General features: G+C 70.1%; 24 protein-coding genes. 8 read left to right on the top strand and 16 right to left on the bottom strand.

Annotation, left to right across the window (positions count from 1 at the left end; translation table 11 throughout):
• The first annotated feature begins 15 nt into the window (after window positions 1-15).
• A complete protein-coding gene (locus ACZ5J1_RS00880; RefSeq protein WP_464561705.1) occupies window positions 16-1,056 on the top strand; it encodes a hypothetical protein in 1,041 nt (346 codons plus the stop codon).
• 16 nt (window positions 1,057-1,072) lie between these two features.
• Here ACZ5J1_RS00880 and ACZ5J1_RS00875 read toward each other — a convergent pair whose 3' ends face one another.
• From ACZ5J1_RS00875 to ACZ5J1_RS00840, 8 genes are all read right to left on the bottom strand, one after another.
• Window positions 1,073-1,273, bottom strand: coding sequence for a hypothetical protein (locus ACZ5J1_RS00875; protein ID WP_464561704.1), 201 nt, complete (start codon window positions 1,271-1,273; stop codon window positions 1,073-1,075).
• 149 nt (window positions 1,274-1,422) lie between these two features.
• Window positions 1,423-1,626 (bottom strand): cold-shock protein, encoded by a 204-nt coding sequence (locus ACZ5J1_RS00870; RefSeq protein ID WP_056598399.1) that lies wholly within the window; start codon window positions 1,624-1,626, stop codon window positions 1,423-1,425.
• A 338-nt stretch (window positions 1,627-1,964) separates the two neighbouring features.
• The gene (locus ACZ5J1_RS00865) at window positions 1,965-2,153 is read right to left on the bottom strand and encodes a DUF3073 domain-containing protein (protein WP_464561703.1); all 189 of its coding nucleotides are present in this window, start codon (window positions 2,151-2,153) and stop codon (window positions 1,965-1,967) included.
• Window positions 2,154-2,328: 175 nt separating this feature from the next.
• Window positions 2,329-3,390, bottom strand: a complete 1,062-nt coding sequence (gene purM / locus ACZ5J1_RS00860) for a phosphoribosylformylglycinamidine cyclo-ligase (protein WP_464561702.1) — start codon at window positions 3,388-3,390, stop codon at window positions 2,329-2,331.
• Between the two features lie 8 nt (window positions 3,391-3,398).
• Window positions 3,399-4,862: an amidophosphoribosyltransferase gene (purF, locus tag ACZ5J1_RS00855; protein ID WP_464561700.1), complete on the bottom strand. Its 1,464-nt coding sequence runs from the start codon at window positions 4,860-4,862 to the stop codon at window positions 3,399-3,401.
• A gap of 75 nt (window positions 4,863-4,937) precedes the next feature.
• Window positions 4,938-6,278: a M20/M25/M40 family metallo-hydrolase gene (locus tag ACZ5J1_RS00850; protein WP_464561699.1), complete on the bottom strand. Its 1,341-nt coding sequence runs from the start codon at window positions 6,276-6,278 to the stop codon at window positions 4,938-4,940.
• A gap of 10 nt (window positions 6,279-6,288) precedes the next feature.
• Complete coding sequence (locus tag ACZ5J1_RS00845) at window positions 6,289-6,648, bottom strand: sterol carrier family protein (RefSeq protein WP_464561697.1); 360 nt, start codon at window positions 6,646-6,648, stop codon at window positions 6,289-6,291.
• Complete coding sequence (locus ACZ5J1_RS00840; protein ID WP_464561696.1) at window positions 6,648-7,259, bottom strand: winged helix-turn-helix domain-containing protein; 612 nt, start codon at window positions 7,257-7,259, stop codon at window positions 6,648-6,650. Before ACZ5J1_RS00840 ends, ACZ5J1_RS00845 begins: the two co-directional genes overlap by 1 nt.
• A gap of 67 nt (window positions 7,260-7,326) precedes the next feature.
• Here ACZ5J1_RS00840 and ACZ5J1_RS00835 point away from each other — a divergent pair, with 67 nt between their 5' ends.
• The 3 genes from ACZ5J1_RS00835 (at window position 7,327) to ACZ5J1_RS00825 (ending at window position 10,154) form a co-directional block, all read left to right on the top strand.
• The gene (locus tag ACZ5J1_RS00835; RefSeq protein WP_464561695.1) at window positions 7,327-8,565 is read left to right on the top strand and encodes an MFS transporter; all 1,239 of its coding nucleotides are present in this window, start codon (window positions 7,327-7,329) and stop codon (window positions 8,563-8,565) included.
• Between the two features lie 9 nt (window positions 8,566-8,574).
• Entirely contained in the window at window positions 8,575-8,994 is a 420-nt protein-coding gene (locus tag ACZ5J1_RS00830; RefSeq protein WP_464561694.1) for a VOC family protein, read from the top strand.
• A 203-nt stretch (window positions 8,995-9,197) separates the two neighbouring features.
• Window positions 9,198-10,154: a hypothetical protein gene (locus tag ACZ5J1_RS00825; protein WP_464561692.1), complete on the top strand. Its 957-nt coding sequence runs from the start codon at window positions 9,198-9,200 to the stop codon at window positions 10,152-10,154.
• A 58-nt stretch (window positions 10,155-10,212) separates the two neighbouring features.
• Here the strand turns inward: ACZ5J1_RS00825 and purL are convergent, their stop codons facing one another.
• Window positions 10,213-12,474, bottom strand: coding sequence for a phosphoribosylformylglycinamidine synthase subunit PurL (gene purL / locus ACZ5J1_RS00820; protein ID WP_464561691.1), 2,262 nt, complete (start codon window positions 12,472-12,474; stop codon window positions 10,213-10,215).
• 87 nt (window positions 12,475-12,561) lie between these two features.
• Complete coding sequence (locus ACZ5J1_RS00815; protein ID WP_464561689.1) at window positions 12,562-13,113, bottom strand: TetR/AcrR family transcriptional regulator; 552 nt, start codon at window positions 13,111-13,113, stop codon at window positions 12,562-12,564.
• A 136-nt stretch (window positions 13,114-13,249) separates the two neighbouring features.
• Between ACZ5J1_RS00815 and ACZ5J1_RS00810 the strand changes: the two genes are divergently transcribed.
• The 3 genes from ACZ5J1_RS00810 to ACZ5J1_RS00800 are packed head-to-tail and all read left to right on the top strand — an operon-like array spanning window position 13,250 to window position 17,060.
• The gene (locus ACZ5J1_RS00810; RefSeq protein WP_464561687.1) at window positions 13,250-14,674 is read left to right on the top strand and encodes an MFS transporter; all 1,425 of its coding nucleotides are present in this window, start codon (window positions 13,250-13,252) and stop codon (window positions 14,672-14,674) included.
• Window positions 14,675-14,723: 49 nt separating this feature from the next.
• The gene (locus tag ACZ5J1_RS00805) at window positions 14,724-15,524 is read left to right on the top strand and encodes a M15 family metallopeptidase (RefSeq protein ID WP_464561685.1); all 801 of its coding nucleotides are present in this window, start codon (window positions 14,724-14,726) and stop codon (window positions 15,522-15,524) included.
• 51 nt (window positions 15,525-15,575) lie between these two features.
• The gene (locus tag ACZ5J1_RS00800) at window positions 15,576-17,060 is read left to right on the top strand and encodes a glycoside hydrolase domain-containing protein (RefSeq protein WP_464561683.1); all 1,485 of its coding nucleotides are present in this window, start codon (window positions 15,576-15,578) and stop codon (window positions 17,058-17,060) included.
• Between the two features lie 25 nt (window positions 17,061-17,085).
• Here ACZ5J1_RS00800 and purQ read toward each other — a convergent pair whose 3' ends face one another.
• Together purQ and purS are read right to left on the bottom strand one after the other, a co-directional pair.
• Window positions 17,086-17,754 carry a phosphoribosylformylglycinamidine synthase subunit PurQ gene (purQ, locus tag ACZ5J1_RS00795; protein WP_464561681.1) on the bottom strand — a complete coding sequence of 223 codons (669 nt, stop codon included), beginning with the start codon at window positions 17,752-17,754 and terminating at the stop codon, window positions 17,086-17,088.
• A 10-nt stretch (window positions 17,755-17,764) separates the two neighbouring features.
• Complete coding sequence (gene purS, locus ACZ5J1_RS00790; protein ID WP_464561679.1) at window positions 17,765-18,007, bottom strand: phosphoribosylformylglycinamidine synthase subunit PurS; 243 nt, start codon at window positions 18,005-18,007, stop codon at window positions 17,765-17,767.
• 76 nt (window positions 18,008-18,083) lie between these two features.
• On the opposite strand from purS, the gene ACZ5J1_RS00785 reads away from it, so the two are divergent.
• Window positions 18,084-18,599, top strand: coding sequence for a YflT domain-containing protein (locus tag ACZ5J1_RS00785; RefSeq protein ID WP_464561677.1), 516 nt, complete (start codon window positions 18,084-18,086; stop codon window positions 18,597-18,599).
• A 131-nt stretch (window positions 18,600-18,730) separates the two neighbouring features.
• On the opposite strand, the gene ACZ5J1_RS00780 is transcribed toward ACZ5J1_RS00785, so the two are convergent.
• The 4 genes from ACZ5J1_RS00780 to ACZ5J1_RS00765 all read right to left on the bottom strand — a co-directional run bounded on the left by ACZ5J1_RS00780 (window position 18,731) and on the right by ACZ5J1_RS00765 (window position 23,724).
• Complete coding sequence (locus tag ACZ5J1_RS00780) at window positions 18,731-20,293, bottom strand: long-chain-fatty-acid--CoA ligase (RefSeq protein WP_464561675.1); 1,563 nt, start codon at window positions 20,291-20,293, stop codon at window positions 18,731-18,733.
• A 102-nt stretch (window positions 20,294-20,395) separates the two neighbouring features.
• Complete coding sequence (locus ACZ5J1_RS00775) at window positions 20,396-21,313, bottom strand: phosphoribosylaminoimidazolesuccinocarboxamide synthase (protein ID WP_464561673.1); 918 nt, start codon at window positions 21,311-21,313, stop codon at window positions 20,396-20,398.
• Window positions 21,314-21,323: 10 nt separating this feature from the next.
• Window positions 21,324-22,361, bottom strand: a complete 1,038-nt coding sequence (locus ACZ5J1_RS00770) for a Gfo/Idh/MocA family protein (protein WP_464561671.1) — start codon at window positions 22,359-22,361, stop codon at window positions 21,324-21,326.
• The gene (locus ACZ5J1_RS00765; RefSeq protein ID WP_464561669.1) at window positions 22,354-23,724 is read right to left on the bottom strand and encodes a glycoside hydrolase family 1 protein; all 1,371 of its coding nucleotides are present in this window, start codon (window positions 23,722-23,724) and stop codon (window positions 22,354-22,356) included. Before ACZ5J1_RS00765 ends, ACZ5J1_RS00770 begins: the two co-directional genes overlap by 8 nt.
• Between the last annotated feature and the right edge of the window lie 9 nt (window positions 23,725-23,733).

Raw genomic sequence — 23,733 nt, 5'->3', positions numbered from 1 at the left:
CTAGTGTTACCGATCATGTGGGTGAGGGTGCAGACCAGGCGGCGTCTCGTGATCGCGGGCGCCGCCGTGCTGGCGCTCCTCCTGATCTGGGGACTGGCCTCCTGGTGGACGGCCGCGCACCGATCGCGGCTGGTCTCCGCCCTGGAGGAGGTGCCCAGCGACGCGCAGCGGGTCTCCTTCACCGACTGGGACCGGGTGGTCTCGGCGGTCGGGACGAAGGGCGGCACCACGGGGATCCTGGACCGCGCCTACGACGCCGACCTCTCCTCGGCCTCGGCCCTGGTGACCTCCGCGCCGGCGCTGGACAAGCTCGGCCTGTCCCTGCGCTCGGTGTCGTGGGAGCTCTACGCCCAGTCCTCCGAGGGCGCGGTGGAGATGCTCTCCTTCGACTCCGACGAGGACCTGGAGCGGTGGGTCGCACGGCTGAAGAAGTCCGGCTGGAAGCCCGCCGCCGACGCGACGGACGCGCAGCCGATGTACGACGGCTCCGACCCGGTCTCGGAGCTCGGGCTGTCCCCCGAGCTGATCTACGTGACCACCGCCGACGACCTGCTGATCGCCAGCGACAACCCGGACTACGCCCTGCGGGTGGCGGGGCACGACATCGCCGCGGGATCACCGCAGCTGGCCGACGTGGCTGCCGCGTTGGGCTCCGAACCGCTGTCGGCGGTCGTCTACACCGGGGAGTACGCCTGCGGTCACCTCGCGATGAGCCAGGCCGACGACCTCGATCAGCAGCAGGCCGCCGTCCTCCTCGACGCGGCCGGCGAGACGGACCCGATGACGGCGTTCGCGATGGGCTACGTCTCCTCGCCGCGCCAGGTCCGGGTGGCGATGGAGTTCGACAACGACGACGTGGCCGCGGCGAACGCGGACTCGCGGGCGACGTTGGCCGCCGGGGACGCCCCCGGGCAGGGTGGCACGTTCGCGGACCGGTTCACGCTGGGTGAGGTGCGCTCGGACGGGAAGATCGTGACGATGGCGATGACGCCGCACAAGGCTCAGAGCGTGCTGTCGGACCTGTCCAGCGGGCCGGTGCTCTGGGCGAGCTGCTGAGGGCTGGTCGCCGGGGCTATTTGTCCGGGGTGTCGCGCGGGTGCGGGATGCCGAGGATGTCGTCGATCTCATCCTGGGTGAGGTGCTCGTCGGTCTCGCCCGCAGCGACGATCAGGTTGGCGGTCAGCTCGACCTCGTCGAAGAGGTCGTCGTCGCGCAGCATCGGATCGGTGCCCGATCCGAAGGGGTCGATCGGCCCCTCGACGTGCTCCCCCATCGCCGCCTCCCGGCACGGTTCCGTACGGGGGCCTCGTTGCCCGCCGTGCGTATCGCCTCCGACGGTACTGCACGCACGCGATCGGCGACGCTGAAATGCCGCGAGGCCGGCACCCCGTGGGGTACCGGCCTCGCCGAGTGCTCGTCGTCTCAGAGAGGACGGACGTTCTCCGCCTGCGGGCCCTTCGGACCCTGCGTGACGTCGAACTCGACCTTCTGGTTCTCGTCGAGGCTCTTGTAGCCGTTGGACTGAATGGCCGAGTAGTGCACGAAGACGTCGTCGCCGCCGTCCTCCTGCGCGATGAAGCCGAAGCCCTTCTCAGCGTTGAACCACTTCACGGTGCCCTGAGCCATTGCTCTTGTTCTCCTTCGTCGGGGCGAGAAGCTGCCCATTTCGACAGCCTCACAACTCATTGCTGTCGTCCTCCGACGGAACTGCACTGTGTTGCGTTCGGAACCCTACCAACGTTGTAGGGATTGCCGCAGCCCCCCTTTTTACCTTTTTCGCGACAGGCGAATGAAGGTTCTGCAACAGGGGTGTGACACGGCATTCGCCGTGTGATCCGGCGCGTGGCGCGCCGGTGGCTCGCACGCTCGCAGGACGGAACCGGCGCGGTGACAGCGCCTGTTCCGTCCTGGACGATTGATCTGCCTGGCCGACCGCAGGTCACTGCGGGTCATCCAGGGCGAGATCAGTCGCGCGAGTCTTCGGCGTAATCCGCCCAGCCAGCGTGATCGCTGCTGGTATCCGGGCCATCATCACCGGACGATTCGGAGTGGTGGAGCTCGCGCTCCAACGCACCGAAGTCCGTGTCATGAGTGCGGTACTTCAGGTCGCGAGCGACCTTGGTCTGCTTGGCTTTCGCTCGGCCGCGCCCCATAGGGTCAGCCCCCTCGCACGTTGGCCGGGGCCGCAGGCTCCCGGGCGTCTCACAGTGATTTCGTGGTTCCAAACTTACCCGGAGGAAGGCTCGAACGCACACTCGACGGGCCAAAACGTGTTCGCCTATGGCGAAGTTCACCTGTTTCGGGCACCTCGGCGGTGGGTACCGCCGCTCACCAGCCGGCGTGCTGGCCCTCCAGGGTGACCCGTCCCTCGAGCCCGTCCTGAGCGGCCGTGACCTCGCCGGCGACCCAGGCGTCGATACCGGACTCCGCGAGGATCGCGAGCGCGGCGTCGACGCTGTCGGGGGCGGTCAGGGCGACCATGCCGACACCCATGTTGAGGGTGGCCTCGAGGTCGGGCTGCGCGACGTCGCCGGTCCGCTTGACCAGGTCGAAGATCGGCGCCGGGATCCAGGTGTTGCGGTCCATGGTGACGCTGACCGTCTTGGGCAGGACGCGCTCCAGGTTGGCGGCCAGGCCACCACCGGTGACGTGGCTCATCGCGTGCGTGGCGGTCTCGCGGGCCAGGCGCAGGGAGGGCTTGGTGTAGAGCCGGGTCGGGACCAGCAGCTCCTCACCGAGGGTCGAGCCGAGCTCGTCGAGGTGGCCGTCGAGCGGCAGGTTCGCGGTGTTGAGCAGCACGTGGCGCACCAGGGAGAAGCCGTTGGAGTGCAGGCCGCTGGAGGCCATCGCGATCACCACGTCGCCCGCGACGACCTTGTCGGAGCCCAGCATCCCGTCGGCCTCGACCACGCCGGTGGTCGCTCCGGCGACGTCGTACTCGCCCGGGGCGAGGAGGCCCGGGTGCTCGGCGATCTCGCCGCCGACGAGGGCGACGCCGGCCTCGGCGCAGGCGTTGGCGATGCCGGTGACGATCGCGGTGATCATCTCCGGGACGACCTTGCCGGTGGCGATGTAGTCGGTCATGAACAGCGGCTCGGCGCCGCACACGACGAGGTCGTCGACGACCATGCCGACCAGGTCGAACCCGATCGTGTCGTGGATGTCCATCGCCTGCGCGATCGCGACCTTCGTGCCCACACCGTCGGTGCTGGTGGCCAGGATCGGCCGGTCGTAGTTCTTGAGGGCGCTCGCGTCGAACAGGCCCGCGAACCCGCCCAGACCACCGATCACCTCGGGGCGCTTCGTCTTCGCGACGGCCGCCTTGAACATCTCGATCGCGGTGTCTGCGGCGTGGATGTCCACACCTGCCTGGGCGTACGCGTTGCTCACGGCGGTCCTTAGGGGTTGTTGAGGACGGGCAGGGCCTTGCCCATGGTCGGGGAGTTGAGGCTGACCTCGAGCAGGTGCTTGCCGAGCTGGCTCTCGTCGGGCAGCGCCACCGGGTACTCGCCGGTGAAGCAGGCGGTGCAGAGCTGGTCCTTGGTCTGCCGGGTCGAGTCGACCATGCCCTCGAGGGAGATGTAACCGAGGCTGTCGGCACCCACCGAGGCGGCGATCTCGTCGACGTCGAGGCCGTTGGCGATCAGCTCGGCGCGGGTGGCGAAGTCGATGCCGTAGAAGCACGGCCACTTCACCGGCGGGCTCGAGATCCGCACGTGCACCTCGGTGGCGCCGGCCTCACGCAGCATCCGGATCTGGGCGCGCTGGGTGTTGCCGCGCACGATCGAGTCGTCGACCACGACGATCCGCTTGCCGCGGATCATGTGGTCCAGGGCGTTGAGCTTGAGCCGGATGCCGAGCTGGCGCAGGGTCTGCGACGGCTGGATGAAGGTGCGTCCGACGTAGGAGTTCTTGACGAAGCCCTGGCCGAACGGGATGCCCGACTCCTCGGCGTACCCCGTCGCGGCCGGCGTCCCCGACTCCGGGACGGGCATGACGAGGTCGGCCTCGACCGGGAACTCGCGGGCGAGCTGGCGGCCCATCTCGACGCGGGCCTCGTGCACGCCGCGGCCGGCGATGGTGGCGTCGGGGCGGGCGAGGTAGACGTACTCGAAGACGCAGCCCTTGCGGGTCGGCTCGGCGAACTTGCGGCTGCGCAGGCCGTCGGAGTTGATGATGATCAGCTCGCCGGGCTCGATCTCGCGGACCACGGAGGCACCGGTGGTGGCCAGGGCGGCGTCCTCGGAGGCCACCACCCAGCCGTTGTCGAGCCGGCCGAGGACCAGCGGGCGGATGCCGTGCGGGTCGCGGGCGGCGTAGAGGGTGTCCTCGTCCATCCAGACCAGGCAGTAGGCGCCGTCGATCTTGGGCAGCAGCTCCATCGCCCGCTCCTCGACGCTGGAGTCGGGGTGGTGGGCGAGCAGCTCGGTGAGCAGGCTGGTGTCGTTGGTCGACACCGGGCCGTGCTCGTCGCGGTGCAGGTCGAGCTCGTCGGCCGGGCTGGGCAGGTCGCGGACCATGTCGCGCAGCTCGTGGGTGTTGACGATGTTGCCGTTGTGCCCCAGCGCGATCGAGCCGTGGCTGCTCGGCCGGAACGTCGGCTGCGCGTTCTGCCAGGTGCTCGCCCCGGTGGTGGAGTAGCGAGCGTGGCCGACCGCCATGTGGCCCTGGAGCGAGTCCAGGGTGGTCTCGTCGAAGACCTGGGACACCAGCCCCATGTCCTTGTAGACCAGGATCTGGCGGCCGTTGCTCACTGCGATCCCCGCGGACTCCTGTCCGCGGTGTTGCAGGGAGTAGAGACCGAAGTAGGTGAGTTTTGAGACATCCTCGCCGGGGGCCCACACCCCGAACACGCCGCACACGTGGCTCATCCTACGGGCGGAGCGGTGGGACACCGAACCGCCGCGTCGGGCGTGGACCCTCCGTCGAGCGGGACCTCAGCCCAGGTTGCGGAGAAGCAGCGCCTCGGCGAGCAGGACGCGCTCGAACTCGGCCAGGTGCAGACCCTCGTTGGGGCCGTGCGCGCGGGTGTCGGGGTCCTCGACACCGGTGACCAGGACGCTGGCGGCCGGGAAGGCCTCGAGGAACTCGGCGATGAACGGGATCGAGCCGCCCACCCCCATGTCGATCGGGGCGGTGCCGTCCCACGCCTCGGTGAACGCCGACCGGGCGGCGTCGTACGCCGGGCCCTCGGCGTGCAGGGCGATCGGCTCGCCGGTGTCGACGACGGTGGTGCTGAGTTCGGCGCCGTACGGCGTGTGCTTCTCGAGGTGCGCGAGGAGGCGCGCCACGGCGTTCTCGGCGGTGTCGCCGGGTGCGATCCGGATCGTGACGCGGGCCTTGGCGCTCGGGATGAGGGTGTTGGAGGCGCCGGCGACCTTGGGGGCGTCGAAGCCGGTGACCGTGATCGCGGGCTGGGTCCACATCCGCTCGACGGCGGATCCGGTGCCGACCCAGGTGGTGCCCGGCAGGGCGCCGGACTCGGCGCGGAGGCGCTCCTCGGGGTAGTCGACGTCGGCGGCGGGGCCGGAGAAGAGTCCCTCGACGGCCGGGGAGCCGTCCTCGGTCCAGAGGCTGTTGAGCAGGCGGATCATCGCCATGATGCCGTCGGGGGCGAGGCCCCCCCACATGCCGGAGTGGACCGCGTGGTCGAGGGTCTTGACCTCGACGTCGACGCGGATCAGGCCGCGCAGACCCGTGGTCAGGGCCGGGACGCCGATGTCCCAGTTGCCGGAGTCGGCGATCACGATGACGTCGGCGCGGAGGTCGTCCTGGAACTGCTCGAGGAGCTGCGGCAGGGTCGCGCTGGCGACCTCCTCCTCACCCTCGATGAAGAGCCGGACGGTGACCGGGAGGTCGTCACCGAGCGCGCGCAGGGCGGCGACGTGGGTGAGGATGCCGGCCTTGTCGTCGGCGGCACCGCGGCCGTAGAGGCGGTCACCGCGGAGGGTCGGCTCGAACGGAGCGGAGTCCCAGTCGGCGTGGTCGTTCTCGGGCTGGACGTCGTGGTGGGCGTAGAGCAGCACGGTCGGGGCACCCTCGGGGCCCTTTTTCTCGCCGACGATCGCCGGCGGGGCACCGTCGAAGGCGCGCACGATCCGGGCGTCGACGCCCTCCGCGAGGAACAGGTCGCGGGTGAGCTCGGCGGACTTCTCGACCTCGTCGAGCCGCTCGGGGTCGGCGCTGACGGACTGGATCCGGACGAGGCGCTTGAGGTCCTCGAGAACACCGGGGAGTTCGGCCTGGATGCGGGTCTTCAGTTCGTCCGTGCTGAGCATGCCTCCCACACTAAGTCAGGGGGAGGTAGGGGGTCAGATCCGCGCGTTCGCCGCTGGCCCTGACGCTCGGGGTGGCGGCAGCGTCCTCCCACGCGATCCTCCCCGTGGCGATGCCGATCCACGTGGCCGCGTCGGTCTCGATCACCGCCGGCGGCGTCCCGCGGGTGTGGCGGACGCCGTCGATGCACTGGATCGCCGCGAACGGCGGGACCCGGACCTCGACGCTCCGCCCCGGCGCCTTGGTCTCGAGGAGGGCGAGGAAGTGCTTGGTCAGCAGCTTGAGGTCGGCGCGCTCGTCCCCGCCGGCGCGCAGCCGCTCGAGCGCCGCCTCGACCTCGAGCGGGTCGGCGGGTTTGAGGCGGGCGGGCATCAGGCCTCGTCCCCCGTCGCGCCGAAGCCACGGACCCGGACGGGCTCGGCGATGTCCTCGTGCAGCGCCGGGTACGGCTGGACCATCTGGAAGACCGAGTACGTCGTCCGCGGCACGTCATCGCCACGGGTGCGATCGCGCCAGGAGTCGACCAGGCCCTGCAGCTCGGAGCTGAACTCCAGCACCTCGGCGTTGCTGAGCCTGACGCCGGTCTCGCTGACCACCCGCTCGGTCGAGTCGTCGACGGGGTCGGTGTAGATCGACTCGACCAGGAGGTGGGCCCGGGCGCTGGCGGTGTGCCGGAACACCTCGACCGCTGCCTCTCCCCCGGGCTGACTGATCACGTCCCGAGTGCGGAAGCTGATCCCGCTGGGATCACTCAGCCGCCAGACCCGGTCGCGCTTGTCGCGCGCCTGCTCCGGGGCCTCCTCGACCAGTCCGTACTTGGCCAGCTGGCGCAGGTGGAAGCTCGCCTGGTTGGCCGGGATCTCCAGCGCCTGGGCCAGATCGGCCGCCCGCGAGGTCCCGGTCGCGCCGATCTCGGCGAGGATCCGGTTGCGGGTCGGGTGCGCGATCGCGCGGAGGATCCGCGGGTCGTCGTACGTCGCCATGGATCCATCGTAGCGAATCCGCACCAACTATTGCGCAACTAATGTTGCGCAACGTAGCGTGCGGGATATGTCCTCCTTCCGCAGCCTCGCCCGCAACCGCGACTTCACCCTCCTGTGGGCCGGCCAGACCATCTCCGAGCTCGGCACCCGGGTCAGCGGGTTCATCTTTCCGCTGATCGGGTTCGCGCTGACCGGGTCGGTCTTCTGGGCCGCCACCGTCGAGGCGGCGCACCTGCTCGGGATCGTGGTGATGCTGCTCCCGGCCGGCCTGTGGGCCGACCGTCTCGACCGGGCTCGGCTGATGCGGACGGCGGCCGTGCTCGGCGTGATCGCCTATGCCCCGCTGGCGGTGGCCGGGATCCTCGGCTCACTCACCCTGGCGCACCTGCTCGTCGCGGCCGCACTCGCCGGCGTCGGGACGGGCCTGTTCAACCCGGCGGAGACGTCGGCCGTCCGGACGCTGGTCAGCGACGAGGAGCTGCCGACCGCCTTCAGCCAGATCCAGGCGCGGGAGAACCTCGCCAGTCTGCTCGGGGCGCCGCTGGGCGGGCTGCTCTTCGGGCTCGCGCGGTGGATGCCGTTCGCGTTCGACGCGATCTCGTCGGTGGCGCTGTGGATCCTGGTCGGACGGATGCGCACGCCGCTGCCGGGCCTGGCGCGCGACGATCGGGAGGGGGCACTGGCCGAGATCGGAGCCGGGCTGCGGTTCAGCTGGGGCACGCCGTTCTTCCGCACGCTGCTGGTCTGGGCCCCGTTGATGAACCTGGTCGGCAACGCGCTGGTGATCCTCGCCATCCTGCGGCTGGTCGCGGCCGGGGTGGCGCCCGGCGTGATCGCGCTGGTCGAGGTCGCCGCCGGTGCCGCCGGGATCCTCGGTGCCCTGATCGCGCCCTGGATCATCGAGCACACCCGGACCGGGATGCTCTCGGTCGTCCTGGCCTGGTTCTCGGTACCGATGGTGATCCCGGTGGCGCTCTGGAACTCGGCCTGGTCGGTGGCGGCGATGCTGGTCCTGGTGATGCTGGTCAACCCGGCCGGCAACGCTGGGATCGGCGCCTACCGTGCCGCCATCACCCCGCCCGAGCTGCTCGGCCGGACGCAGTCGGCGATGCGATTCGTCTCGATGTCGATGATGCCGCTGGCGCCGCTCCTGGCCGGCGTACTTCTCGAGCGGTTGGGCGGCTCGCAGGCGGTCCTGGTGATGGGCGTGCTGCTGGTCGGCGTCGCCATGATCCCGACCCTGTCGAGGTCGGTCCGCTCGGTTCCTCGCCCCGCGCTCTGGCGTGTCGAGCCGGTGGGTGTCTAGCGTCGAAGCATGGCCAAACTCAATCCCTACCTGTCCTTCGTCGACACGGCACGCTCGGCGATGGAGTTCTACCAATCGGTCTTCGGCGGTGAGCTGGTGGTCAACACCTTCGGCGAGTACGGCGCCGACGACGCTGCGGTCGCCAACCTGGTCATGCACGCCTCGCTCGAGACGCCGGCCGGGTTCACCCTCTTCGCCTCCGACGCCCCTCCCGGGATGGCGGAGCTCTCCCCCGGCTCGCAGATCACCGTCTCGGTCTCCGGCGGGCACGAGGACGCCGACGCCCTGCGCGGCTACTGGGCCGCCCTCGCCGAGGACGGCACCGTCCACATGCCGCTCGAGAAGCAGATGTGGGGCGACGACTTCGGCCAGCTGACCGACAAGTTCGGCATCCCCTGGATGGTCGACATCGGCCCCGAGGAGAGCTGACCGCCCCTCCCACCAACTAACTGGTCTTGAACCGGCCCGGAGAGCCCCTCCAAGCATCCGTTCAAGACCAGTTAGTTGAGTTTCGTTCGTTGAGCTTCGGTGAGTGGGCCGCTGAGCCTCCACATCCGGGCCTCACGGCTGGCTCGTCCGCAGGCAGCCCGTTCCCCCGGGCACCGGAGTCACCAGCGGCCGATGCTCACCGGGTGCACGTCACCGACCTCCACCCCAGCCGCGGGGTCCACGTCCCCGCCGGCCTCACCGGCCATGACGCCGTACTCGCCGAGCTGCTGGCCTGGCAGGCGCTCCTGCCGCCGAGCTCGTCGTTCACCGGATTGAGCGCGGCGCGCGCGTGGGGCCTGGCACTGCCGAGCCTGCCGTCCAACCTGCCCCACTTCGCCGCGATCGGCGGGGTCCGCGGTGAGGTCAAGCCCGACCGGGACGGGCTGGTGGTCGCTCGTCACACCTGGATCCCTGCCCACGACGAGATCGCCATGGCCGCTGGCGACCCGGTCCGCGTCGCGCCGGTGTGCGAAGCGATCTTGGTCGCCGGCCGGGTGCTCAACCGCCTCGACCTCGTGGTGCTGATCGACTCCGCCCTCAACATGGGCGCTTGCACGCTCGACCAGCTGGCCGCCGCGGCTCTTCAGCGGCGGCGCGGCGTCCGTGCGCTCCGCGATGCACTCGCCTGGGTCGACGGCCGCTCCGAGTCGCCCTGGGAGACGATGCTGCGGATGCTGCACACCTCGTGCGGAGTGGCGGTGGACATCCAGGTGGTTCTCGAGGATCCCGACGGTTTCTTCATCGCCCGGGTCGATGCGTTGGTCCGAGGGACCACCCTGGTCCAGGAGTACGACGGCGCCGACCACCGCACCCCCCAGCAGCTCGCCAGCGACCTCACGCGCGACCGACGACTCGCTTCCATCGATCACCACCGCCACGCCTATGTGGCACGGGACCTGCTGCGTCAGCCGTGGGTCGTCATGCGACCCGTGGAGAAGGCGCTCGGACGACGGATCAGCCTGGACCCGTGGTGGGATCTGCTCGAGGAGAGCCTCTACGGCACGCGGGGACGAGCTCGCCTCCAAGCGCAGGTGAAACCCGCGCTCGAGTGGCCCTATCCCCCAGTTCGTCGGCCCAGCCGAAGAACTAACTGGTCTTGAACCTCGCTCTCAGGGCGTCCTGAGGAGCGGTTCAAGACCAGTTAGTTGAAGTCGGGGCTCAGGCGAGGGCGTTGGGGAGGGTGGCCTTCCAGGCGGCCTCGAGCTCGGCGACGGGGACCTCGAACTGGCCCTCGATCGCGAGGACGTCGCCACCGGTGACGCCGATCTCGGTGACCGTGACACCGGCCGCGGAGGCGGCGCGGAGGAAGGCGGCGCCGTCCTCGAGGTGGGTGGTCACCATGATCCGGGCGGCGGACTCGCTGAAGAGCGCGACGAACGGGTCGCCCAGGAGTGCGACGGAGGCGCCGATGCCGGAGCCGATCGCTGCCTCGGCGAGCGCCTGCGAGAGACCGCCGTCGGAGAGGTCGTGCGCCGAGGTGACGAGCGAGCGAGCCGCCTGGAGGAGGTCCAGGTTGCGCTTCTCCGCGGCCAGGTCGACCTTCGGCGGCAGACCACCGAGGTGGCCGTGCGCCACGAGCGCCCACTCGGAGCCGGAGAGCTCCTCGCGGGTCTCACCGAGCACGAAGATCCGCTGGTTCTCGGCGACGAAGGCCGACGGGATGCGGGTCGTGACGTCGTCGATCAGGCCGAGGGTGGCCACGACGGGCGTCGGCAGGATCGCCACATCACCCGTCTGGTTGTACAGCGACACGTTGCCGCCGGTGACCGGGACACCGAGCTCGAGGCAGGCGTCCTTGAGGCCACGGCAGGCCTCGGCGAACTGCCACATCACGGCCGGGTCCTCGGGCGAGCCGAAGTTGAGGCAGTCCGAGATCGCGACCGGGACGGCACCGACGGCGGTGACGTTGCGGAACGACTCGGCCAGCGCCAGCTGCGCGCCGAAGTACGGGTCGAGCTTGGCGAAGCGACCGTTGCCGTCGGTGGACAGGGCGACACCGCGGACGGAGTCCTCGGCGATCCGGATCATGCCGGCCTCGGCGTTCTTGGACATCACCGTGTTGCCGCGGACGTAGTGGTCGTACTGCTGGGTGATCCACGACTTGTCGCACAGGTTCGGGGAGGCAACCAGCTGCAGCCAGGTGGCCTTCAGGTCCTCCGGCGTCGACGGGCGAGCCAGCGCCTCGGCGACGTCGGCCTGCAGGGTGTCCTGCCAGTCGGGGCGGGCGTAGGGACGCTCGTAGACCGGGCCGTCGTGGGCGACGGTGCGCGGGTCGACGTCGACGATGGTCGAGCCGTGGAAGTCGATGACCAGGCGGCCCTGGCCGGTGACCTCACCGATGGTGGCGGCCTCGACGTCCCACTTCGCGCAGATCGCGTAGAAGGTGGCCTCGTCCTCGGGAGCGATGACGGCCATCATCCGCTCCTGGGACTCGCTCATCAGGATCTCTTCGGGCGTCAGCGTGGAGTCGCGCAGCGGCACCCGCTCCAGGTGCACGTGCATGCCACCGTCACCGGCCGCAGCAAGCTCGCTCGTCGCGCACGAGATGCCCGCGGCACCGAAGTCCTGGATACCCCGGACGATGCCCGAGGCGTAGAGCTCCAGGGTGCACTCGATCAGGAGCTTCTCCATGAACGGGTCGCCGACCTGGACGCTCGGCCGCTTGGCGGGGCCGTCCTCGTCGAACTCGACCGACGCCAGGATGGAGGCACCGCCGATGCCGTCCCCACCGGTGCGGGCGCCGTACATGATGACGAGGTTGCCGGCGCCGGACGCCTGGGCGAGGTGGAGGTCCTCGTGCTTGAGCACGCCGACCGCGAGCGCGTTGACCAGCGGGTTGCCGAGGTAGGTCTCGTCGAAGACGACCTCGCCACCGATGTTGGGCAGGCCGAGGCAGTTGCCGTAGCCGCCGACGCCGGCGACGATCCCGGGCAGGACGCGGTGGGTGTCGGGCTCGTGCAGCGGGCCGAAGCGGAGCGGGTCCATCACGGCGACCGGGCGAGCACCCATCGCGAGGATGTCGCGGACGATGCCGCCGACGCCGGTCGCGGCGCCCTGGTAGGGCTCGACGTACGACGGGTGGTTGTGCGACTCGACCTTGAAGGTGACCGCGTAGCCCTCGCCGATGTCGATCACGCCGGCGTTCTCGCCGATGCCGGCGAGCATCTTGCCGGCCGGGGTCTCCTGCGGGATCTCACCGAACTGGCGCAGGTGCACCTTGGAGGACTTGTAGGAGCAGTGCTCGGACCACATCACCGAGTACATCGCGAGCTCGGCACCGGTGGGCCGGCGGCCGAGGATCTCGCGGATCGCGGCGTACTCGTCCTCCTTGAGCCCGAGCTCGGCCCAGGGCTGCACCTTGTCCGGGTCGGAGGCGGCGACAGCAACAGTGTCGAGGGCGGTGATCGGAGCCGAAGTCACGGCGCACAATCTATCCGGGCTGAGCGTCGAACCCTTAGTCGAGGCCGCGGATGGACACCGGAACCCTCAACTCGACGGCCACAAGCCTCAAGTCGGCGGGTTGAGGAGGCCGTCGGCGACGACGCTGAGGAGGGGGCGGACGGCCGCCTCGTCCATCTCCGACTGGTCGGCCACGGTGGCCACGCCGCCGACCAGCTTGATCACGCCGACCGGGTCGACGTCGGGGCGGAGCTGGCCCTCCAGCCGGGCGAGGACCGCCTCGTTCGAGTTCCGCAGGATCTGGCACTTGTGCAGCAGCGGGGAGGTCTCGTCGTCGATCGCGGCGGTGAGCTTGGCCGGGGTGCCCTTGTTGTAGGAGATCAGCCGGACGTACGTCGTCAGCCACTCCATCAGCAGCTCGCGGCCCTCGGCCTCCGAAGCCAGCACCTTGTCGGTCGCCGTGGTGACGTTGTCGACCCAGGCCTGCATCACCGCGTCGTGCAACGCCTCGCGGGTCGGGAAGTGGCGGTAGAGCGTCCCGGGGCCGACCTCGGCCCGGCGGGCGATCTCGTCGAGCGGGGCGTCGTACCCCTTCTCACGGAAGGTGGCGCGCGCCGCCTCGATGATCCGTTCGCGGTTCCGCGCGGCATCGGCCCGCATCCGCCCGCCCTCCTTCCAGGGGTCCTGAATCACACTTGCTAAACGGAGACACTCTCCGGTACTGTTCCCGACAAGCGGAGAATGTCTCCAATTAAAGCCTAGGTGGCCCGATCAGGCCAGAACAGGACCTCTCCTCATGTCTCTCACCTCGACTCCGCGGACCCACGAGGTCCGCGCCGGCAGCGGGAAGCAGGCCGGTCGCAACCCGACCCTCGGCCTCGCGTTCATCCTCACTGCCCAGCTCATGCTCGTCCTCGACGCCACGATCGTGAACGTGGCCCTGCCCGACATCGCCTCGCTCGGCTTCGGCCCCGCGTCCCTGTCCTGGGTGCTCAACGCCTACACCCTCGCCTTCGGTGGCCTGCTGCTCCTCGGCGGCCGACTCGGCGACGTGCTCGGCCGGCGCCGGATCTTCCTGCTCGGCATCGCGATCTTCACACTCTTCTCCCTGGTCGGCGGTCTGGCCGCGGACCCGACGATGCTCGTCATCTCCCGCGCCGCCCAGGGCGTCGGCGCCGCGCTTGCCGCGCCCAGCGTGCTCGCCCTGATCACCACGAACGCCCGCTCCGAGCAGGCCCGGAACAAGGCGCTCGCCGCGTTCACCGCTGTCTCCTCCGGCGGCGGCGCGCTCGGCATGGTCCTCGGCGGCATCCTCACCGAGGCCGTCTCGTGGCGCGCGACGCTGTTCGTCAACGTGCCGATCGGCCTGGTCATCCTGGCCGTGGTTCCCCGTCTGATCGACGAGACCCCGCGCCGTCACGGCCGGTTCGACATCGTCGGCGCGATCACCGCGACCGGTGGTGCGGTGGCCCTGGTCTTCACCCTGGTCAAGGCTCCCGAGTGGGGCTGGACCGATCCGCGCACCTTCGGCGGGATCGTCCTGGCGCTGGCCCTCTTCGCGGTCCTGGCCGCGACCGAGAAGCGCCACCCGCACCCGCTGCTGCGCCCGGAGCTGCTGCGCAGCCGTCGCCGGGTCGCGACCCTGGCGACGTCGGTCGCACTGTTCGGATCGATGCTCGGCATGTTCTTCGTGACCGTGCAGTTCCTGGAGGACCACCTGGGGATGTCGCCGATCCAGGCGGGCCTCGGCTTCCTGCCCTGGCCGGTGTCGATCTTCGTGCTCTCCCGGTTCACGCCGCGGCTGGTCGCCCGCTACGGCCACGCCCGGATGATCCTGACCGGCACCCTGATGGCGCTGGTGTCCTTCACCCACATGGCCACGCTGCCGCACGACGCCGGGTACTGGATGATCATGCCGTCGCTCTTCCTCGGCGGGATGGCCGTCGGCCTCGCGCTGATGCCAATGACCGGCCTCGTCCTCCAGGGCGTCGAGCCCGAGCACGCCGGCTCGGCCTCGGGCCTGCTGCAGACCACGCAGCAGCTCGGTGGGGCGATCGGCTTCGCGATCGTGACCAGCGTCTACGCCTCGCACCACGCCTCCGGGTTCGTCGACGCGGCCCGGGCCGGCTACACCGCGGCCGCGATCCTGGTCGGTCTCGGCGTGATCACCGCGCTCACGTTGAACGTCCGACGCCCGGCGCTGGTGCCCGAAGCGGCCTGAGGCTCGCCTCCATCGCCTAAGGTCCACCCACATGAGGAGACGCCGACGTGTGCTGCCCGCACGCGTCGGCGTCTCGGTCGTTCTGACCCTCCTCGCGATCGCGGTGCCGATCTTCCTGAGCACCACCGAGACCCCCGTGCCGGCGCACTCCGAGAACGTCAGCCAGGCACTCCAGGCCACCCCGCCGAGCAGCACCCCGACCCCTGCGGCGGCAGTCAGCACTCCTGTCTCCCCCGAGCCCCCGGTGGCCGCGTTCGACCGCACCGCCCACTCGACCACCGATCCGAGCTCGCTGTCGGTGGTGATCAACAAGTCGCACCCGATCAGCCCGACGTCGTTCGTCCCGCCGCTGACCGTCGTCGCCGCCAAGGAGGTCGGGCGGACGATCGCCGGGCCGCTGCAGGCGATGCTCCGCGCCGCCGAGGAGGCCGGCGCACCGCTCGAGGTGGTCAGCGGCTTCCGCACCTACCACCGGCAGCACAGCATCTACCAGGCGCAGCTGGCCGGGACCGGCTCCGTCGAGGCCGCCGACGCGGTCTCGGCCCGCCCCGGCCACAGCGAGCACCAGAGCGGGCTCGCGATCGACGTCGACGACGCCCGCGACGGCTCCTGCCAGCTCAACCCCTGCTTCGCCGGTACGACGGCAGGGCGCTGGGTCACCGAGCACGCCGGTGAGTTCGGGTTCCTGGTCCGCTACGCCGAGGCCACCACCGAGATCACCGGCTACGCCGCCGAGCCGTGGCACCTGCGCTACGTCGGCCGCCGGCTGGTGCGGGCGATGGAGGAGGCCGGCGTGACCACGCTGGAGGAGTTCTTCGAGATCCCCGGCGGGGACTACCCGAACGGTTAGCCCTGGTGTTGCAGAGCCCCAGAGTGACGGAAGTGACTTAGGCTCGGCTGCATGCATGGGGTCGTCGGCGCACTGCGCCATCCGCGCGTGATCATCATCGCGGCGACGCTCATCGCGCTCGCCGCCGTACTGCTGGTGCTGCCGCGGCCCGCGAACGACCTCGCCCGGAAGACCGCGGCCAACCCGGTGACGCCCGGGGGTTTCACGGGGCTCGGGTTCGACCAGTGCCAGGCGCCGAAGCAGTCCGCGATGGACGTCTGGATCAAGAAGAGCCCGTTCCGCTCGGTCGGGATCTACATCTCCGGCGACTCGCGGGCGTGCCGCAAGCAGACCTACCTCAACGCGACCTGGGTCTCGAAGCAGCTCGCGGCCGGATGGCACCTGCTGCCGATCACGCTCGGTCCGCAGGCCTCGTGCCAGCCGCGGTTCCCGCGCTACGCCGACGACTTCAAGATCAGCCCGACCGCGACGAACGACTACGCCAAGGCGCGCAGCCAGGGCACCGCGGAGGGCACCAAGACGGTCAACGACGCCCAGGAGCTCGGCCTGACGAAGGGGTCGATGATCTTCTACGACCTCGAGGGCTACGACTACGGCAACAAGGCGTGCCGCGAGTCAGCGCTCCGCTTCGTCTCGGCGTGGACCGTCCGGGTCAAGGCGCTCGGCTACCGCGCCGCGCTCTATTCCAGCGCGGGCTCCGGGATGAAGATGGTCGAGGCCGCCCGGCTCAAGCGGCCCGCCAACATCACCCTGCCCGACGCGATCTGGCTCGCTCGGTACGACGGCAAGGCGAACACCTCGGCCACGGACTACATCTCCGACGACGGCTGGAAGGGTGCCCGGATCAAGCAGTTCCAGGGCGGGCACAACGAGACCTGGGGCGGCGTGACGATCAACATCGACCGCAACTACCTCGCCCTCGCCGCGCCGGCGACGGCCAAGCCCACGCCGAAGCCGACTCCCAAGCCGACGGTGATGCCGACCACCACTCCCCCGCAGCCCAGCAGCGCGCCCGTCCCGGCGGTCAAGGCCGAGGTGCACTGCGCGAACCTCGGCGGTTCGGGGGCGCGCGGGATCAAGGTCAACCTCGCCAGGTACCACGCCTTGAGGCCGGCGACCTCGACGTACACCCCCGACGCCGCGTCGGTGCGGGCACTGACCTGCCTGCTGCGGGAGCGGACGACGTACCGCGGGCCCGTCGGCGGGCGCTACAACGCGACCGTGCAGCAGTTCGTCACGACGTGGCGGCGCAACCACGGGTTCACCGCCACCCCGCGCTGGAACGCGACGCAGTGGATGTGGCTGCTGGCCAAGGGGCCACGGGTGACGCTCAGCGCCAAGTCGACCGGTCCGCGGGTGCGTGACGTGCAGCGGGCGCTCAACGCCGCCAACCCGTCGCTGCGGCTACCGGTGAAGGGGTACTTCACCTCGACGTCGCTGAAGGCGCTGCGCAGCTGGCGGATCAAGGTCGGCGCCTCCACGGGCAGCCCGTTCGGTGCCGCGGAGTGGCGGAAGCTGCAGGCCGGGAAGCGCTGACCCGCTGCCCTGACTGCTGCTGCGCTCAGGAGAGCGCGGCGGTGAGGATGCTGGTGAAGAAGCCGGAGCCCTCGGTGCCGGAGCCGGTGAGCTCCTCGACGGCGTGCTCGGGGTGCGGCATCAGACCGACCACGTTGCCACGCTCGTTGGTGATGCCGGCGATGTCGTTGACCGAGCCGTTGGGATTGAACCCGACGTAGCGGGCCACGATCCGGCCCTCGCCCTCGAGCCGCGCGATGGTCTCGGCGTCAGCCTGGAACTGGCCCTCACCGTTCTTCAGCGGGACGACGATCTCCTGGTTGAGCTCGTAGGAGTTCGTCCAGGCGGTCTGGTTGTTCTCGATCCGCAGCGTCTGGTCGCGGCAGATGAACTTGAGGTGGTCGTTCATCAGCAGCCCACCGGGGAGCAGGTGCGACTCGACCAGGATCTGGAAGCCGTTGCAGATGCCGAGCACGGGCAGACCCTTGTTGGCGCCCTCGATGACCTCGGTCATGATCGGCGCGAACCGGCTGATCGCGCCGCAGCGCAGGTAGTCGCCGTAGGAGAAGCCGCCGGGCAGGATGACCGCGTCGACGCCCTGCAGGTCGTGGTCGCCGTGCCAGAGGCTGACCGGCTCGTTGCCGGTCAGGCGGACGGCGCGGGACGCGTCGACGTCGTCGAGCGTGCCGGGGAACGTGATGACACCAACGCGCATCGGTCAGTCCTCAGGCTTCGACGCGGACGACGAAGTTCTCGATGACCGTGTTGGCCAGGAACGTCTCGGCCAGCTTCTCGATCTCGGCGAGCGTGGCCGGCGAGGTGTCGGCGACCTCGAGCTCGAACCGCTTGCCCTGGCGGACCTCGGTCACGCCGCTGAAGCCCAGACGGGGCAGCGCACCGAGGACGGCCTTGCCCTGGGGGTCGAGGATCTCCGGCTTGGGCATGACATCAACAACGATGCGAGGCATGGCCGTGAGTCTAAGCGGTGGGCGCCGGTGAGGTTGCATCGCGTCCAGCCTTCACCGCAGGAGGCACACTGGAGGCATGAGCACTCCGTCCTCCTTCGGTCCGGGACCCGCGCGCAACCCCCTCAAGCTGGAGTTCCCGCAGTCCCTGGCCGTGTACGACGACTACGCGGCCGCCCAACGAACGGTCGACTTCCTCAGCGACCAGGAGTTCCCCGTCGAGAACTGCATGATCGTCGGCACCGAGCTGAAGCGGGTCGAGCGGATCACCGGGCGCCTCACCAACGGACGGGTCGCCGTCGGCGGCCTGCTCTCCGGCCTCTGGCTGGGCCTCTTCATCGGGATCGTGTTCGCCCTGTTCACCGACGAGAACACCTTGGGTGTGATCGTGTCGACGATGCTGTTCGGGGCGGCGTTCGGGCTGATCTGGGCACTCGTCGGCTACGCGATGACGCGGGGCCAGCGGGACTTCTCCTCGATCACCCAGGTCGTCGCGACCCGGTACGAGGTGCTGGTGGAGCACAAGGTCGCCGCCCGTGCGCGCGAGCTGCTCGCCGGGCTCCCCGGCGCGCTGCCGAACCCGTTCACCAGCTGAACAGCCACCCGGTGAGCAGGCAGAAGTTTTCACTGCCACGAACGTGAACAGGCACTTGTTTGCAGCGCCGCTGCAAACAAGTGCCTGTTCACCGTGAGTGAGGCGAAAACTTCTGCCTGCTCACCCCACGGTCAGCTGAGCTCGCGCTTGAGGATCTTCCCGGTCGCCGTCATCGGCAGGGCCGAGACGATGTCGACGATGCGCGGGTACTTGTAGCTCGCCATCGTCTCCTTGGACCAGGCGACGATCTCCTCGGGCGTGGCCGAGGCGCTCGGCTTGAGCACGATCACGGCCTTGACCTCCTCGCCGTGGGAGTCGTGCGGGACGCCGATGACCGCGGCCAGCGAGATCGCGGGGTGGGTCAGCAGGACCTCTTCGATCTCGCGCGGGTAGACGTTGAAGCCGCCGCGGATGATGAGCTCCTTGGCGCGGTCGACGATGTAGTACCAGCCGTCCTCGTCGCGCTTGCCCAGGTCACCCGAACGGAACCAGCCGTCCTCGGAGAGCACCTCGGCGGTCGCCTCGGGCCGGGCGTAGTAGCCCTTGAACACGTTGGTGCCCTTGATCGCGATCTCGCCGATCGCGTCGCGCTCCCAGTCCTGCTCGTCCCAGGTGCCGGGGGTGAGCAGCTTCATCTCGCACCCCGGGATCGGGGTGCCGATCGAGCCGACCCGGGCGGGCTGGCCGAAGACCGAGAACGAGGCGACCGGGGAGGTCTCGGACAGGCCGTAGCCCTCCATGATCGTGACGCCGAAGCGCTTCTCGAACTCCTTGTGGATCTCCACCGGCAGCGCCGAGCCACCGGAGGCGGCGACCCGCAGGTTCTTGGCGATCTCGTCGACGTGGTCGTTCTCGCCGAGCGCGCCGAGCAGGCCCCAGTACATCGTCGGGACACCGGCGAAGAAGGTGACCTTCTCCTTGACCAGCAGCTCGATCGCGGCGTTGGGCTCGAAGCGCGGGAGCAGCACGACGGTGCCACCGAACGCGAACGCGCCCAGCAGGATCACGGTCTGGCCGAAGGCGTGGAAGAGCGGCAGCACGCAGAGGTAGGTGTCGGGACGCTCGGCGTCGGCGCCGAAGAGCTCCCGGCCGGCGAGCGCGTTGTCGCGCATGTTGCGGTGGCGCAGCTCGGCGCCCTTGGGCTGACCGGTGGTGCCCGAGGTGTAGAGGATGACGGCGGTGTCGTCCTCGTCGGTGGCGACGGTCTCGAAGGTGTCGTCCATCGGGAGCGCGGCCTGGACCAGCGTCGGGACGCCCTCGATCGGGGAGTCAGCCATCATGTCGGCGGTGATGACGAAGAAGTCCTCGACGCCGGCGTCGACGGCGCCCTTGTGCGCCTCGGCGCCGATCGGCAGCTCCGGGGTGCCCTCGAAGGCGAAGAGCGCCTTCGCGTCGGAGTCCTTCAGGTGGTACGTCACCTCGCGCGCCTTGAGCAGCACGTTGAGCGGGACCACGGTCGCACCGGCCTTGAGGATCCCGAAGTAGACCATCGGGAAGTAGGGCACGTTGGGGGCCATCAGGGCGACCTTGTCGCCGTGTCCGATGCCCTTGCTCGTCAGGAGGTTCGCGACCCGGTTCGCGAAGCCGTCCAGCGTGGCGTAGCTCAGCCGGGTCTCCCCGATCACGACGGCGTCGCGGTCGGGATAGGCCGAAGCGCTGTCTTCGAGCAGGGATGCGAGGTTGTACGTCGTCACCGGAGTCCTCCGTTGGATGGGGGTGGTCTGCGTCACATGTTACTGACGAGTCACCCAACGATCCACGAGGGGGCCGGGTTCCCCAGCGACACCCTTACTCGACTAGAATCGAGTTTGAGTGAGCTTCTCGTACGCCTCGACGTAGCGGCTGCGGGTGCGTTCGACGACCTCGGCCGGCAGCGCCGGCGGCTGCTCCCCGCTGTTCTTGTCCCAGCCCGAGTCGGGCGAGAGCAGCCAGTTGCGCACGATCTGCTTGTCGTACGACGGCTGGGTACCGCCCGGCGCCCACTCGTCCAGGCTCCAGAACCGCGAGGAGTCCGGGGTCAGCACCTCGTCGCCCAGCACGATCGCGCGGGTGCCACCGCCGAAGTCGTGCTCGTGGCCGGCCCGGACACCGAACTCGAACTTGGTGTCGGCCAGGATCAGCCCGGCTCCGCGGGCGATCTCGTCGGCGCGCTCGTAGATCGCGAGGGTCAGGTGGCGCAGCTCGGCGGCGTCGTCGTGGCCGATCTGGTGGGCGACGGTCTCGTAGGAGACGTTCTCGTCGTGGTCGCCGAGCTCGGCCTTGGTGGCCGGGGTGAAGATCGCGCGCGGCAGCCGGGACCCGTCGACCAGTCCCGGCGGGAGCGCGACCCCGCAGACCTCACCGGTCTGCTGGTAGTCGGTCAGGCCCGAGCCGGTGAGGTAGCCGCGCGCCACGCACTCGACCGGGAACATCGCGAGCTTGTCCACGACCAGCGCGCGCCCGGCGACGGACGCGGGGACGTCGGTGGAGATCACGTGGTTGGGCACCAGCGTGGAGAGCTGGTCGAACCACCACAGGCTCATCCGGGTGAGGATCTCGCCCTTGTCGGGGATGGTCGACTCGAGCACGTAGTCGAACGCGCTGATCCGGTCGCTGGCCACCATCAGCAGCTTGCCGACGTACGGGCCCTCGGTGAGCTCGTAGAGGTCACGCACCTTGCCCGAGTGCAGGTGGCGGGCGCCGGCGATGGCGGGAGCGTCGGGGATGTTCAGCACGACGCTCAGCCTAGTTGTCGTCGTGGCTCGGGGAGCTGCGCGGGTAGACGACCCCGACGGCAGCGCGGACCTGGTCCATCTGCCACATGATCGCCAGGGTCTGGGCGTGCGGCACCCACGGGCTCTCGGTCAGCCCCGCACGCAGGCAGCGGCCGACCTCGGCGATCTCGTTGCCGTAGCCGCGCCCGATCACCGGCTCCTCCGGCTCGATCTCGACCGGCGTGCCGGGCCGCCCGTCGGCGTACGGCGTGAACGTGATCCGGGTCGGGTGGTGGAAGTCGTCGAGCACGAGCCGGCCGGTGGTGGTGCCGATCGTGGCCTCGCGCGAGGTCCACGAGGCGATGCTGCCGACCATCGTGGCGAGCACCCCGTTCGGGTAGGTGCCGGCGATCACGACCGTGTCGTCGTAGCTCCCCGTCTCGGTGGTGATCACGTCGGCGTGCGCGGTCAGGGTGAGCGCCTCGCCGAGCAGCAGGTGCGCCACGGTGAGGGGGTAGATGCCCACGTCGAGCAGGGCGCCGGCGCCCAGGCTCGGATCGCGGAAGCGGCTGGCCGGGTCGGGCGGGACGACGAACCCGAGCTCGGCGTGGAAGTGGCGAGGGATGCCGAACTCGCCGGCCTCGAGCCTGCGGGCGACGGCGTGGATCGCTGGGTGGCACGCGCTCCACATCGCCTCCATCAGGAACAGGCCGCGCTCGACGGCGAGATCGACGAGGGTCTGCGCGTCGGGGGCGTCGAGCGTGAACGCCTTCTCGCACAGCACCGGCTTGCCGGCCTCGAGGGCGAGCCGGGCGTCGACGAGGTGGCGGCTGTGCGGGGTGGCGACGTAGACCACGTCGACGTCGTCCGCGGCGACGAGGGCCTCGTAGGAGCCGTACGCCGTCGTGGCGGCGGTGCCGTGCGTCGCGGCGAACTGCTGCGCGGTGGTGAGGTCGCGCGAGGCGACCGCGACCAGCTCGGCGTCGTCGACCAGAGCGAGGTCGGTGGCGAACTGGCGGGCGATCTTGCCGGTGGCGAGGATGCCCCAGCGGACGGGGTTCTCAGGCACGGGTCTTCTCCTGCGCGCGTTGGGCGGTGCGGATGTGGTCGGCGTACCAGTCGAAGCTGGCCCGCGGCGTGCGCACGCCGGTGGCGTGGTCGACGTGGACCAGCCCGAAGCGTTGGCCGAAGCCCTCGGCCCACTCCCAGTTGTCCATCAACGACCAGTGGCAGTAGCCACGGACGTCGGCGCCGTCGGCGATCGCCGCACGCAGTGCGGCGAGGTGGGAGTCGACGTAGGCGATCCGGCGCTGGTCGTCGAACGTGCCGGACGGTTCGGTGAAGCTGGCGCCGTTCTCGGTGATGATGACGGGCGGGAGCCCCGTGCCGTAGCGGGTCCTGAGGATCTGGAGCTGCCCGGTCAGGCCGCCCGGGATGATCGGCCAGCCGAAGTCGGTGTGCTCGAGTCCCTCGTGCTCGGGCCCGTCGAACGGCACGAACGAGAACGGCATCTCCACCCCGTCGACCGCGACGTCGACGCCGTCGACACTGCTGGAGCCGTTGCCGGGGGCGGCCACGCGCATCGGGTTGTAGTAGTTGAGGCCGTAGAAGTCGAGCGGGGCGCCGATCAGGTCCAGGTCGGTCTCGGGCATGAGGCCGGCCAGGTCGGCCGGGTAGGCGCCGGTGAGGATCGGGTCGGCGAAGAGCCAGTTGTTGATCAGGTCGAAGAAGCCGGCCGCCTCCTGGTCCTCCGGGGAGTCACTGGCGGCGTGGACCGGGGCGTGGCTGAGGGTGACCCCGACCTGGCCGGTGGTCTCGGCGCGCAACGCCCGCAGCGCGAGACCGTGGGCGCGGAGCAGCTCGTGCGCGATCGGCAGGGCGTCGAAGCCGAGCTGGTGCCCGGGGGCGTGGATGCCGAGCGCATGGCCGAGCATCGTCACCTCGCGCGGCTCGTTGAGCGTGATCCAGCGCGGCACGCGGTCGCCGAGGTGGACCGCCGCCTGGGCGGCGTACTCGGCGAAGCGGTGCGCGGTGTCCGGGTTCGCCCACCCGCCGGCGTCCTCGAGGTGCTGCGGGGTGTCCCAGTGGAAGAGCGTCGCCATCGGGGCGATGCCGCGCTCGAGCAGGCCGTCGACGAGGCGGTCGTAGTAGTCGAACCCGGTGTTCTCCACCCGGGGCCAGGAGATCGAGAAGCGGTACGTCGTCGCGCCGAGGCGCTCGAGCAGGTCGAGGTCGCCCGTGGCTCGGTCGTTGGTCAGCTGGTGCAGCGAGTCGCAGGCCGTGGCCGGCGTACTGCCGTCGGCGATGCTGCCGCGGCGTGCGGCGAAGGTGTCCCACACGCTCGGGGCACGGCCCTGCGCACCCTCGATCTGGACGGCCGAGGTGGCCACGCCCCACAAGAACCCGTCCGGGTATCCCGACATCTCCCTCATATGGCGACC

The sequence above is a fragment of the Nocardioides sp. JCM 18999 genome (genome assembly GCF_055391175.1).
This window is presented reverse-complemented; position numbering and strand designations above follow the sequence as displayed.

Excerpts from the sequence above, each read along its gene's own strand:
- ACZ5J1_RS00880 (WP_464561705.1), top strand. The coding sequence starts at position 16 with ATGTGGGTGAGGGTGCAGACCAGGCGGCGTCTCGTGATCGCGGGCGCC.
- ACZ5J1_RS00875 (WP_464561704.1), bottom strand. The coding sequence starts at position 1,273 with ATGGGGGAGCACGTCGAGGGGCCGATCGACCCCTTCGGATCGGGCACC.
- ACZ5J1_RS00870 (WP_056598399.1), bottom strand. The coding sequence starts at position 1,626 with ATGGCTCAGGGCACCGTGAAGTGGTTCAACGCTGAGAAGGGCTTCGGC.
- ACZ5J1_RS00865 (WP_464561703.1), bottom strand. The coding sequence starts at position 2,153 with ATGGGGCGCGGCCGAGCGAAAGCCAAGCAGACCAAGGTCGCTCGCGAC.
- ACZ5J1_RS00850 (WP_464561699.1), bottom strand. The coding sequence starts at position 6,278 with ATGCTCAGCACGGACGAACTGAAGACCCGCATCCAGGCCGAACTCCCC.
- ACZ5J1_RS00845 (WP_464561697.1), bottom strand. The coding sequence starts at position 6,648 with ATGCCCGCCCGCCTCAAACCCGCCGACCCGCTCGAGGTCGAGGCGGCG.
- ACZ5J1_RS00840 (WP_464561696.1), bottom strand. The coding sequence starts at position 7,259 with ATGGCGACGTACGACGACCCGCGGATCCTCCGCGCGATCGCGCACCCG.
- ACZ5J1_RS00835 (WP_464561695.1), top strand. The coding sequence starts at position 7,327 with ATGTCCTCCTTCCGCAGCCTCGCCCGCAACCGCGACTTCACCCTCCTG.
- ACZ5J1_RS00830 (WP_464561694.1), top strand. The coding sequence starts at position 8,575 with ATGGCCAAACTCAATCCCTACCTGTCCTTCGTCGACACGGCACGCTCG.
- ACZ5J1_RS00815 (WP_464561689.1), bottom strand. The coding sequence starts at position 13,113 with ATGCGGGCCGATGCCGCGCGGAACCGCGAACGGATCATCGAGGCGGCG.
- ACZ5J1_RS00810 (WP_464561687.1), top strand. The coding sequence starts at position 13,250 with ATGTCTCTCACCTCGACTCCGCGGACCCACGAGGTCCGCGCCGGCAGC.
- ACZ5J1_RS00800 (WP_464561683.1), top strand. The coding sequence starts at position 15,576 with ATGCATGGGGTCGTCGGCGCACTGCGCCATCCGCGCGTGATCATCATC.
- purQ (WP_464561681.1), bottom strand. The coding sequence starts at position 17,754 with ATGCGCGTTGGTGTCATCACGTTCCCCGGCACGCTCGACGACGTCGAC.
- purS (WP_464561679.1), bottom strand. The coding sequence starts at position 18,007 with ATGCCTCGCATCGTTGTTGATGTCATGCCCAAGCCGGAGATCCTCGAC.
- ACZ5J1_RS00785 (WP_464561677.1), top strand. The coding sequence starts at position 18,084 with ATGAGCACTCCGTCCTCCTTCGGTCCGGGACCCGCGCGCAACCCCCTC.
- ACZ5J1_RS00765 (WP_464561669.1), bottom strand. The coding sequence starts at position 23,724 with ATGAGGGAGATGTCGGGATACCCGGACGGGTTCTTGTGGGGCGTGGCC.